This is a genomic window from Blautia intestinihominis (assembly GCF_040096655.1).
GTDB classification, from domain to species: domain Bacteria; phylum Bacillota; class Clostridia; order Lachnospirales; family Lachnospiraceae; genus Blautia_A; species Blautia_A intestinihominis.
This window is the reverse complement of sequence record NZ_JBBMEI010000008.1, coordinates 1-12,133: the sequence shown is the minus strand read 5'-3', so window position 1 is coordinate 12,133 and position 12,133 is coordinate 1. Positions and strand designations below refer to the sequence as shown.

The 12,133-nt window shown below is 46.2% G+C and carries 11 protein-coding genes and 1 tRNA gene; 3 read left to right on the top strand and 9 right to left on the bottom strand.

The features are described 5' to 3' along the window. Positions 1-53: 53 nt before the first annotated feature. Genes WMO75_RS04015 through WMO75_RS04005 form a run of 3 tightly spaced genes read right to left on the bottom strand, consistent with a single transcriptional unit; the run spans position 54 to position 5,115 of the window. Positions 54-3,521 (bottom strand): DNA polymerase III subunit alpha, encoded by a 3,468-nt coding sequence (locus WMO75_RS04015; RefSeq protein WP_022213227.1) that lies wholly within the window; start codon positions 3,519-3,521, stop codon positions 54-56. A 24-nt stretch (positions 3,522-3,545) separates the two neighbouring features. Beyond that, positions 3,546-4,388: a CvfB family protein gene (locus tag WMO75_RS04010; RefSeq protein WP_022213226.1), complete on the bottom strand. Its 843-nt coding sequence runs from the start codon at positions 4,386-4,388 to the stop codon at positions 3,546-3,548. 22 nt (positions 4,389-4,410) lie between these two features. Then, positions 4,411-5,115, bottom strand: coding sequence for an acyl-[acyl-carrier-protein] thioesterase (locus WMO75_RS04005; protein WP_349077666.1), 705 nt, complete (start codon positions 5,113-5,115; stop codon positions 4,411-4,413). Positions 5,116-5,302: 187 nt separating this feature from the next. Here WMO75_RS04005 and WMO75_RS04000 point away from each other — a divergent pair, with 187 nt between their 5' ends. Further along, positions 5,303-5,881, top strand: coding sequence for a GNAT family N-acetyltransferase (locus tag WMO75_RS04000; protein WP_349077664.1), 579 nt, complete (start codon positions 5,303-5,305; stop codon positions 5,879-5,881). Between the two features lie 37 nt (positions 5,882-5,918). Here WMO75_RS04000 and WMO75_RS03995 read toward each other — a convergent pair. The 4 genes from WMO75_RS03995 to WMO75_RS03980 form a co-directional block, all read right to left on the bottom strand. Next, a tRNA-Gln gene (locus WMO75_RS03995) sits at positions 5,919-5,990 on the bottom strand. Between the two features lie 134 nt (positions 5,991-6,124). Further along, positions 6,125-6,283, bottom strand: coding sequence for a hypothetical protein (locus WMO75_RS03990; RefSeq protein ID WP_118252707.1), 159 nt, complete (start codon positions 6,281-6,283; stop codon positions 6,125-6,127). Beyond that, a complete protein-coding gene (locus WMO75_RS03985; protein ID WP_349077663.1) occupies positions 6,280-7,029 on the bottom strand; it encodes a hypothetical protein in 750 nt (249 codons plus the stop codon). Before WMO75_RS03985 ends, WMO75_RS03990 begins: the two co-directional genes overlap by 4 nt. A gap of 232 nt (positions 7,030-7,261) precedes the next feature. After that, a complete protein-coding gene (locus WMO75_RS03980; protein WP_349077662.1) occupies positions 7,262-7,795 on the bottom strand; it encodes a V4R domain-containing protein in 534 nt (177 codons plus the stop codon). A 241-nt stretch (positions 7,796-8,036) separates the two neighbouring features. Here WMO75_RS03980 and WMO75_RS03975 point away from each other — a divergent pair, with 241 nt between their 5' ends. Then, positions 8,037-9,500: a nicotinate phosphoribosyltransferase gene (locus WMO75_RS03975; RefSeq protein WP_173905877.1), complete on the top strand. Its 1,464-nt coding sequence runs from the start codon at positions 8,037-8,039 to the stop codon at positions 9,498-9,500. A 209-nt stretch (positions 9,501-9,709) separates the two neighbouring features. Further along, the gene (locus WMO75_RS03970) at positions 9,710-10,741 is read left to right on the top strand and encodes a 3-deoxy-7-phosphoheptulonate synthase (protein WP_022213220.1); all 1,032 of its coding nucleotides are present in this window, start codon (positions 9,710-9,712) and stop codon (positions 10,739-10,741) included. Between the two features lie 53 nt (positions 10,742-10,794). Here the strand turns inward: WMO75_RS03970 and WMO75_RS03965 are convergent, their stop codons facing one another. Both WMO75_RS03965 and WMO75_RS03960 read right to left on the bottom strand, forming a co-directional pair. Then, entirely contained in the window at positions 10,795-11,343 is a 549-nt protein-coding gene (locus tag WMO75_RS03965) for a stage V sporulation T C-terminal domain-containing protein (protein ID WP_118252710.1), read from the bottom strand. Further along, positions 11,309-11,944 carry a type 2 periplasmic-binding domain-containing protein gene (locus tag WMO75_RS03960; protein ID WP_147399651.1) on the bottom strand — a complete coding sequence of 212 codons (636 nt, stop codon included), beginning with the start codon at positions 11,942-11,944 and terminating at the stop codon, positions 11,309-11,311. Before WMO75_RS03960 ends, WMO75_RS03965 begins: the two co-directional genes overlap by 35 nt. Positions 11,945-12,133: the final 189 nt, after the last annotated feature.

The following is a 12,133-nucleotide window of genomic DNA, read 5'->3' as shown; positions in this document are numbered from 1 at the left end:
GGAAATCTTAGTTATCTGTTCTACACATATTCGTTGTATAGTGTAAAGCATTTTTAGAAGTTTTTCAATACTCTTTCCACAACTTTAACATTGGATTCCCCATATTTTTTCTTGAGTTCACTCAGAATTTCTTCGTTGATCCGGATGCAGAAGGCTGCCGGGAGGCGCTTCATTGCTTTGACGTCTTTCAGATAGATGACGACGGCTGAAGTTCCTGAGGCGGATTGCAGGAAACTCTGGAGTTCTGCTTCTGCCGCACTGTACTCTGCTTTATCCTTAAACTGTATCCAGATCTCTCTCGGAATATCCTCAAAAGAATGGACTTTTTCGAGGATCAGTTTACTTGGTCTGTCATCTTCTGCGTTGACGCGGCCCTGGATGAAAACTCTGGCATCATCGGTGATCAGCGTCTGCCATTTCTCGTAATCCCGTGGAAAAACAACGACTTCCACGGTTCCTACAAGGTCTTCCACTGTCAGAAATGCCATGACCTTGTTATTTCTCGTATATTTGATCGTTCTCTCCGTGATCATTCCGCCTATGATAACCTTCTGACCATCATATACCTTCGGGATCCCGCTCTCTTCATCCGGCTGGAAATCAGTTGTTTTGGCAGAGATCATCTTGTCCATGATCCCACGATATCCTTCCAGCGGATGCCCGCTCAGGTAAATTCCAAGAACCTCTTTTTCAAAGGCAAGAACCATCTCTTTGTCATACTCTCCGACATTCGGCATCCGGATTTCGAAATCCTTCTTGTCTTCATCACTGACCAGATCAAAAAGACTCATCTGCCCCGCAAAAGAATTCTTCTTCTCCTGCGCGATACTGTCCACGATCTGACCATAAACATTCATCTTCTGGCGGCGGTTGCCTTCCAGACAGTCCAGTGCTCCGGCCTTGATAAAGTTCTCGATAGCTCTCTTATTGACAATTCCTGTCAGTCTCTCAATGAAATCCTTGAGCGAGCGGTACGTTCCGTTCTTTTCCCTCTCCTCTACGAGAGCATTGATGACCGGACGTCCCACACTCTTGATCGCAGAAAGTCCATAACGGATCGCACCATGGTCGACAGAAAATCCATAAATTCCACAATTCACATCCGGTGGCAGAATGCTGATCCCCATCTGACGGCAGACCTGGATATACTCAGCCACCTTGTTCGGCATTTCTATAACGGATGTCATGAGCGCAGCCATAAATTCCACCGGATAATAATATTTCAGAAAAGCAGTCTGATACGAAACCACCGCATACGCAGCCGCATGCGATTTATTGAACGCATACTTTGCAAAATCGATCATCTCATCGTAGATCTTGTTTGCAACCTGCTCAGAAATACCATTTGCAATACAGCCCGGAACGCCCTCTGCTTCATTTCCATAAACAAAGTTCTGGCGCTCTTTTTCCATTACTGCGGCTTTTTTCTTGGACATCGCACGGCGCACCAGGTCGCTTCGTCCAAGCGTGTAACCTGCCAGATTACGTACGATCTGCATAACCTGCTCCTGATATACGATACAGCCATATGTCGGCTTCAGGATCGGCTCCAGCTGCGGGCAGTCATACTGGATCGTATCCGGATGGTTCTTGCCACGGATATACTGCGGGATAAAATCCATCGGACCCGGACGGTACAGGGAAATTCCCGCGATCACATCCTCAAGACTCTGCGGCTTCAGTTCCTTCATGAAGTTTTTCATACCCGCACTTTCCAGCTGGAATACACCGTCAGAACGTCCCGTTCCCAGTGAATCAAGTACTTTTTTGTCATTATAATCAATCTGCTGCATATCAAGATGAACACCAGTATCCTGCTCGATCAGATGCACTGCATTCTGGATAACCGTCAAAGTACGAAGTCCCAGGAAATCCATCTTGAGAAGTCCCAGTTCTTCCAGCGTTGTCATCGTAAACTGTGTAACGATCGAACCGTCCTGCGCCCTCGAAAGCGGCACATACTCTGAAACATCCTTCTGGCTGATAACAACACCTGCCGCATGCATGGAAGTATGACGCGGCAGTCCTTCCAGTCTCCTGGCAGTATCGATCAGGTCATGGATCTCCGGCTGGTCCTCATAAGTTTTTTTGAGCTCCGGATTCATCTTGAGAGCCTTGTCGATCGTGATATTCAGCTCCTGCGGGATCATCTTGGCGATCGTATCGACCTGTGCATACGGAAGGTCCATCACACGGCCTACATCACGGATAACACCCCGCGCCGCCAGCGTACCAAAAGTAACGATCTGAACCACGCAGTCATCACCGTACTTACGGCGAACATAATCAATCACTTCCTGTCGTCTTTCGAAACAGAAATCCACGTCGATATCAGGCATGGAAACTCGTTCCGGATTCAGGAAACGCTCAAACAGAAGGTCATAACGGATCGGGTCAAGCTGTGTGATCCCAAGCGTATAAGCAACCAGGCTTCCTGCCGCAGAGCCACGTCCCGGTCCTACCATAATGTCATGATCTCGCGCATACCGAATAAAATCCCACACGATCAGGAAGTAATCCACGTAACCCATGTTTTTGATCGTGGAAAGCTCGTAATTCAGGCGTTCTTTCAGCTCTTCGGTCACTGGCTGGTAACGCTCTTCCAGCCCTTTGAAACAAAGTTCATTCAGATATTCCCAGGAAGTATATCCCTCCGGAACATCAAATTTTGGCAGTTTGGTGACACCAAACTCAATCTCTACATGACACCTCTCTGCAATCTTATGCGTATTCTCCAGAGCCTCTGTCGCATAAGGAAAAAGCCTTTCCATTTCCTCCGGAGATTTTACATAATACTGCCCGCCATCATATCGCATTCTGTTTTCATCGGACAGTTTCTTACCTGTCTGAAGGCACAGCAGTACATCGTGCGGCTGTGCATCCTCTGCCAGTGTATAATGAACGTCATTGGTCGCAACCAGTTCGATCCCTGTCTCACGGTGCATCTTGAGCAGCTGCTGATTTACATTCTGCTGCTCGGGAATTCCATGATCCTGCAGTTCCAGGAAAAAGTTTCCCTTTCCAAAAATATCCTGGTATCTCAGTGCAGCCGCTTTTGCATCCTCATACATCCCTCTGGTAAGAAATCTCGCCACTTCACCCGCAAGACAGGCACTCAGAGCGATCAGACCTTCATGATATTTTTCAAGAAGCTGCAGATCCACACGCGGTTTATAATAGAAACCTTCCACGAAACTTTTGGACACGATTTTCATCAGGTTCGCATAGCCCTGGTTATTTTCTGCAAGAAGAACAAGATGGTAATAACGATCATCTCCGCTCCCGATCTCACGGTCAAAACGGGATCCCGGAGCCACATAAACCTCGCAGCCAAGGATCGGATTGATCCCTGCTGCCCGCGCCGCACGGTAAAAATCGATCACACCATACATAACTCCATGGTCTGTGATCGCAGCACTGTCCATACCAAGTTCCCTGACTCTGTTCACATACTCCTGGATCTTGTTGGAGCCATCCAGAAGGCTGTATTCTGTATGAACATGAAGATGTGTAAAATTCATATTTTTATCCTTTACTATGCCCAATTACTTAACAATGTAGATACGGCGGTCTTTGATCTCGATCTTGCCTTCTTTGAGCAGATGTCCTACCGCACGTTTAAATGCATTTTTGCTCAGACCGAACTCTCTGCGGATGACTTCCGGTGAAGCCTTGTCATCAAATGGAAGAACTCCTGCAAATTCTTCGATAATGCTGAACACACTTTCTGCATCTTCATTGATCTGAATGTATGCTTCCTCACGATCGCTGACATCCATTTTTCCATCTTCTTTGACCTTGGTCACACGAAGGTCAAGGACAGTTCCCGGGCGGTATTTTCCTTTTGCCTCTCTTGCCGGGATCAGCGCAGAATATTTATTATCTACAGCAACAAAAACACCGAAGTTATCGCTGATCTGGTAAACTCTGCCCTTCACGCGGTCGCCCTCTTTGTAAGGTGTCTCCTGGGAAAGATACGGATAAACTTTCATTGTTGCACAAAGTCTGCTGCTCTTGTCCACATAAACAGCAACCAGGCATTCCTGTCCCTCAAAGATCCTTGTTGTCTGCTCATGATATGGAAGCAGAAGATCCTTCTCCAGCCCCCAGTCCAGAAATGCACCGATCTTTGTCACCTGTTTTACTCTGAGAAGTCCTGCTTCTCCAACTGTCAGGCGCGGCTCATTTGTAGTTGCGATCATTCGATCCTGTGAATCCTTGTAAATAAAAACTTCCAGCTTGTCACCGGCTTTTGTACCTGCCGGAACCTGCTTTGCAGGAAGAAGTACCTGATGTTTGGTATCTGCGTTCATATCTTCCGCCAGGTATACACCGAAATCTACTGTTTTTACTACCTGCAGCGTCTGTTTTTTTCCTAATTCGATCATAAAAATCCTCCAATGTTTTTTATTACATAAACTCTACAATTGCATATGGTTCACTCTTCTGGTCATTCAGAAGAATCGTTGTCTTTGTGTCTTCCACAGCGCGCGCCGGGCAGATCACATCGTGAAGTCTTGCCTGCTGCTTATATTCTGCGCGCATCTGATGGATCCTGAAATCTGCCGGCAGATAATCCATCGCCATCTGGACGTACTGGCAGTTATTTACATGATGATTCGTGTCCAGATGATGCTTCTGCACAGCAAAATCCTCCTGCTGCTCATACTCGCCCGGTAGTTTGATCTTGCGGGGTGCATAATCCATATCCAGTTTTGGTTCCAGCCCGTATGCCGCGGTATCGCGCTCCGTCAGTTTGACAGGAAGCCCGTTTTCCGCATTGATATAGGTCCAGTACGTATTGGCATAGGCGAGCCGTTCTCCACCCTTTGTTTCCATGCAGAAATTACGCATTCCCAGGAAACTCCGAAATCCATACGCCCAGGTCGAAGTGGTGATTTCTTCTCCCAGATACGGATAGCGGTCCACGATCACCTGCCATGCGGATAATACCCAGAATCTTTTCCATTCCTTGAGGACTTCCATTCCAAGACCTACTTCTTCCGACTGAAAAGTACTGCAGTCCTGAAAATAATTCAGAACTCCCGGCAGTGTCAACAGACCATTTTCTCCGATTTCACTGTAGCGGACTCTCCCGCTGAAACTGTATGCCATATATATCCCCGCTTTCATTTCTACTGCTGAATAGTTACCAAAATCTATAATTATTTCTCAGTAAACTTTACCATTTCCCGTTTTTATTTGCAACCGTCAGAACAACACATTTTTTCCTCTGTTATTTTTCCTTTCAGGTGCTATAATCATGATAAAATATTTAAAGGAAATCAGGGAGGAACCTTTCATGTCATCTGATGAAAAAATCACGATCCGCACCGCCAGGGAATCCGATGCCCCGGCTCTTCTCGCGATCTACACACCTTATGTCGAAAACACTGCCATCACCTTTGAATACGATGTGCCATCTATAGAAGAGTTTACATCCAGAATCCACCATACTCTGGAAAAATATCCATACCTCGTCGCAGAAAAAAACAGCCAGATCCTTGGCTATGCCTACGCCAGCCCGTTCCACGAGCGTGCCGCTTACGACTGGGCTGTAGAAACTTCGATCTATGTCGATCAGAACTGCAAGCACATGGGAATCGGCAGACTCCTGCACGATGCTCTGGAACAGACACTCAAAGCTCAGGGAATCCTCAATATGAATGCCTGCATCGCCTATACACCTTCCGCCGATGCTCATCTGGATAATAACAGTGTTGAGTTTCATTCACATATGGGATACCGTCTTGTAGGAGAATTTTATCAGTGCGGTTACAAATTTGATACCTGGTATAATATGGTCTGGATGGAAAAACAGATCGGAGAACATCACAAAAAACAGCCTGCTCCGATCGCCTTCAAAGAGTTTCATAAATAGGCAGAAAAAAAGCACCTCATCTGAGGTGCTTAAGTAGCAGGGCTACAAGGATTCGAACCTTGAACTGACGGAGTCAGAGTCCGTTGCCTTACCGTTTGGCGATAGCCCTTCATTCATTCGCTTGCGTTTTTTATTTCTTATCGCTCGCGACGAATGTTATTATATTACAGGGTTTCAAAAAAATCAACCCCTTTTTTTAATTTTTTTTAAAAAATTTTGATTTTCCTGAAAACCCGCATAAAATCAGCCTTTTTCGGGTGTACTTCCCATTTCTTCCTGATAAATTTTCTTATGCTCCCGTTTCTGCTGGTACATGATCCGGTCTGCTTCCTCCAGAATTGTTTCCGGAGAAGTTTCCTCATGTGCCTTCGGCACTTCCACGATCCCACAGCTGAAACTCATCGCATACGGCTTGCCACAGTCACTTCCTGAATGATATGTGTATAGGCCTTCCTGCCCTGCCACTTCATCATACCTGTCGTGATCCGGTAAAATCTGTTCTCGGAATCCTCAGCTTCCCAGTCCCACTCATAAGACTCCAGCTGATCATGCTCTCCGTCAGCGATCCTTGCCGTCTGTTCCATGCAGATCCGATAGATTCCCCGCTTCTTCACATCAACCGCGCGGTTGCAGTAAAATACTTCCTGCCCGTCCAGACTCGTCACGAGGATCTCCTCCTCGCTTCGGGCGATCAGTTCCATCAGAAGCTGATTATAACTCTCTGCCATCTCTGCATGACGTTTCTCAGCCTCGGCTTTGCGTTCCAAAATCATTTCTCTCTCACGGAGCTGTTTCGTCATCGTATTAAAAGCCTCTGAGAATTCGCCAAGATATGACACGGTCTGGGAATAATCTCCCTTGGCAACCTGCTTTGCCTGCCAGGTGAGGTGATTCAGATTTGCGTGGATATTTTTGAGGTTTTCACACAGAAAATTTTCTCTGGAAGGTGTAAAACCCGAAAGATCCCCCTTTGACAATGCCGCAGAGTAAGCCTTCATTTCCTTGACTGCCCTTTCCAGATAATTCAGACCAAGTCCCAGTTTCTGGTAAGGCTCATCCAGTTCATTTACATCCAGCGTCTTTACTTTCGGATCATACAATATATCTCTTAAATACTCAAACAATAACTTACAGTTTTTTTCTTCCATAAAAAAATTCTCCTGGTTCCATTCATTATCGGCATTTCATGGCCACACGCTTTGCAGAATGGAACTATGTAAGCGACAACGCTTATTCTTCGTAACTGTTCAGTACCCTCACAGTCACGAGTCAAAATGCATTCCAGCTCACCTTCGGTGCGAGCATTTTGACTTGTATGTCTCGGGATTTTGGCAAAAATATGCCCAAACACCTCGCGGGATACTACCTGTTAGCTAAATACTATTCTTCTACATTAGCATGAAAACGGCATACTCTATCTCCTGTAGCCCAGCAGTCTACCTCGATCACTGTATACTGTTTGCCGGAATATACAGACAAGATTCCGGCGATAAATCCCTCGTCATAATTGCAGACAGTCTCTCCAAGCACAGGAAGTCCGGAACAGTCCGCGTCCTCTGCTACTGTAAGGATGATCTTGCCGCTCTCCTCATCTACATCCTCAATTCTCAGAACACCAATCTTAAGCTCTTTCATCTTGTTCTGAAGTTCACTTACAAACTGATCCATCGGCTGATCCAGATTAAGCATATTTTTTGCAAAATATTCTCCTGCCATACGTCCGGCGCTGCGGAATACTTCTACCTGCTCATCCTTGCCGTATCTTCTGAGCAGTTCTTCCTTGAGAGAATATTCCAGTAAACGATATACGCGAACCGGTAATTCCTCTCCCAGATTTCCCCTGCTGTTCTCATCATATTTCAGATATTCCTCGAACTGGATCGGCTTTCTGTCCGCCATAAAAATATTATCCATAATGTAAATCCCCCGCTTTCCCAATGGCAGCTAATTGTATACTGCCTTTATCTTATATATAATAAAGGATTGCATATCTTATGTCAATTTAACGTTCCTTTTGTCAGCAAATAATTGGTGGTTTATGTAAAATATTAGTGCTGATCGTGTAAAATAATGCTATAATGGTTTTACATTTTGATATAGGATGCCTTTACAAGCCGGCATCTGTGATCTATTCGCTTAATAAAGGAGAAACTGGATGAGAGCAACCAACCTGACCCTGCTCACAGATTTATATGAATTAACGATGATGCAGGGTTATTTCAAAAACCCAACCAACCAGACTGTTATCTTCGACATGTTCTATCGTGTCAATCCATGCGGAGGAAGCTTCGCGATCACAGCAGGTCTGGAGCAGATGATCGAGTATATCGAGAATCTTCACTTTGAAACAGAAGATATTGATTACCTCAGAAGTCTTAATATTTTTGAAGAAGATTTCCTGGAATATCTGAGCACTTTCCGTTTTACCGGAGATATCTACGCAATTCCGGAAGGAACTGTCGTATTCCCAAGAGAGCCGCTTGTCAAAGTTATCGCTCCGATCATGGAAGCACAGCTTGTCGAGACCGCAATCCTCAATATCATCAACCACCAGAGCCTTATCGCTACCAAAGCAGCTCGTGTCTGCTATGCGGCACGCGGTGACGGGATCATGGAATTTGGTCTTCGCCGTGCACAGGGACCAGACGCAGGTATCTATGGTGCACGTGCCGCAGTGATCGGCGGATGTGCCGGAACTTCCAATGTTCTGACCGGTCAGATGTTCAATGTTCCTGTACTTGGTACACACGCCCACAGCTGGATCATGAGCTTCCCGGATGAATACACTGCATTCAAGACTTACGCCAAGATGTACCCGAATTCCTGTACACTTCTGGTCGACACCTACGATGTACTCAAATCCGGTGTCCCGAATGCGATCCGCGTTTTCGAGGAAATGCGTGAAGAAGGAATCAAACTGACACACTATGGAATCCGTATCGACAGCGGTGACCTCGCATACCTTTCTAAAGAAGCCTACAAGATGCTGGCTGCTGCCGGATTTGACGATGCGACGATTTCCGCTTCCAGCGATCTGGATGAGTACCTGATCGACAGCCTCAAGACACAGGATGCCAAGATCAACTCCTGGGGTGTAGGAACCAACCTGATCACCAGCAGTGACAACCCGGCTTTCGGCGGTGTATACAAACTTGCCGCAGTCAAGGACGCAGGAAGCTCCACCTTCACACCAAAGATCAAGCTTTCCGAGAACACAGAGAAAGTCACCAACCCGGGCGACAAGACCGTTTACCGTATCTACAGCAAATCCACCGGTAAGATCAAGGCAGACCTCATCTGTATGGCAGACGAAGTTTTTGATCCGGAAGAAACCATGATCATCTTCGACCCATCTGACACCTGGAAGAAGACCAAGGTTCTTGGCGGCACTTATGAGCTTCGTGAACTTCTGGTTCCGGTAATCCGCGAGGGCAAACGTGTCTACACTTCACCGGAAGTTATGGAACTTCGCGAATACTGCAAGAAAGAACAGAACACCCTCTGGGATGAATCCCGCCGACTGGTAAATCCTCAGAAAGTATATGTAGATCTTTCTCAGAAATTATATGACATCAAGAAAAACCTACTCGAAGAAATGAGCGAGAAAGCACTCGATTGAGTGACCAGGGGGACGGAGTTTGTAGCTCTAAATATGTCCCCCTGGCTTTTTCTTGCAAAAATACTCTTAAATTCGACAAATTGATACTTTTACAGTTTAACGCATTAATTTGCTAGATTTTTTCTTTATGACATGTTATACTGTGTTAGATTGAAAAAACACCTTTCACATATATAAAGGTGCCATCTATACACTGGAGGAAATACATCATGTCTATGAAGATCAATCATGAACTTCCACTTCCGGAAGTCCTGAAAAACGAATACCCGCTCAGCGATGAATTAAAAGCAGTCAAACAGGCTCGTGACGAAGAGATCCGCCGTATCTTTACCGGTGAATCTGATAAATTTGTTGTACTTGTAGGTCCTTGCTCTGCAGACAACGAGGATACTGTCTGCGAATACGTCAACCGCCTCAAGAAAGTCGCTGACAAAGTTTCTGATAAGTTAATGATCATCCCGCGTGTTTACACCAACAAACCGCGTACTACCGGAGATGGATACAAAGGAATGCTCCATCAGCCGGATCCGGACAAAGCTCCTGACCTTCTTGCCGGCATCATCGCGATCCGTAAGATGCACATGCGCGTTATGCAGGAAACAGGACTTTCATCTGCCGATGAAATGCTTTACCCGGAAAACAGAAGTTACCTCGACGATATCCTCTCTTACGAGGCTGTCGGCGCACGCTCTGTTGAAAACCAGCAGCACCGCCTTACCGCCAGCGGAATGGATATCCCGGTCGGCATGAAGAATCCGACCAGCGGCGACCTCTCCGTTATGCTTAATTCCGTCACTGCTGCACAGCATCCGCATCATTTCATTTATCGTGGATGTGATGTTGAGACATCCGGTAACGACCTGGCCCACACCATCCTCCGTGGAGGTGTCAACCAGTATGGACAGGCAATTCCGAACTATCATTATGAAGATCTGATCCGACTCTACAACCTGTACAGCCAGAAGGATCTCAAGAACCCGGCTGTCATCATTGATGCCAACCATTCTAACTCCAACAAGAAATACAAGGAGCAGATCCGTATCGTAAACGAAGTTCTCCACAGCCGCAACTGCAATCCGGAACTTCACAAACTTGTCAAAGGTGTCATGATCGAGAGCTACCTGCTCGAAGGACGCCAGGACATCAGCGACCACATGACCCCTGGATGCTCTATCACCGATCCGTGTCTTGGATGGGAGGATACTGAACGCCTGATCTATGAAATTGCTGAGAAGTGCTGATAAAAACAGAAACACCGGAGATTCTTTTTTCACTCAAAGAATCTCCGGTATTTTTATTGTTCCATCTGCCGTCCAAGAAATCCTGCTGCCGTCTGTACCAGCATCTTCTCCGAATTTCCCGGTCTTTCCCCGTTACTTTTTCCGACAAGTGCAACCGAACCGATCGCGTCTCCTGCACAGATGATCGGCTGTATGATCAGACCTGCTTTATTTTCTTTCTGATTTTCGACCAGTGCTATCTTGCCTTTTTCTTCTCCGTAGTAGCACTTCATTTCCCGTTCTGCGATAACCCGGTCCAGCTCACGGCTGATTCCCTTGCCCTCGTATTCACGGCTGCCGTGTCCTGAAGCTGCCACCACCTGGTCATGATCTGTGATGCATGCCATCATGCCTGTCGTCTGTGCCAGAGCCTCCACATATTCCTTTGCAAAAATACTCAGCTCTCCGATCGGAGAATATTTCTTGAGGATAACCTCGCCTTCTCTGTCTGTAAAAATCTCCAGCGGGGTTCCCTCCTTGATCCTCAGTGTGCGCCGAATCTCTTTTGGAATCACAACTCTTCCAAGGTCATCGATGCGGCGGACGATTCCTGTAGCTTTCATATAGGTTATGTTCCTCCTGTTGTTTTTCCATATTCCGTGCTGTATGGTTATTATATGGAAAACAAGGAGAATTATGTACATAAAAACTATCTGTCATAAGTTTCCGAACAATATCCTTATCAAAATTCAGGCCCATCTTGCCGTCTTTGACTTCGAACAGGCTTCCTCCAAGCTGCTTTGCTCCTACCAGCATGTAGTTTGCCATCGCATCACAGCCGAACAATGCCTTGCCATCGTTTGGCTCGTCTGTCTGTTCATCCTCTGTCAGATACTCACTGAGGTCGACGACTTTGCCCATCTCATCCAGTTTATAAGCTGTGTCCGCATATGCAGAAAAAATAGCCGGCATATCGGAAGCACCTACTTTTTCCTCTGCTGCTGCCATAACATTTGTTTCCAGGTCATTAACACTTCCCTGACTGGAACTCTCAACTACGATTCCCTTTTCCTTGCCGACTGTGTCATTAAAAGAATCTACAAGCGCATTAAACGCATCAAGCTGTTCGCCGTTATAGTATGTCCACACAGTGAGCGTAACCGGTTCGGATGACTTACCGATACTGCCTCCACATCCACTGAGAATTCCTGCCATCATTGCCATACCTGTCAGACATGCTATCAACTTTTTATTTTTGTAAAAAATATTTTATTTCAATTGCCTGTTATCTGATAATTATAGCATTTAATCCGCCTGGCTTCAACCTGATGAAATAATCGAGTAGGAGACGGCTTTTGCCGCCGACCTCTCACACCACCGGACATGCGGTTCCGCATCCGGCGGTTCAGTTAA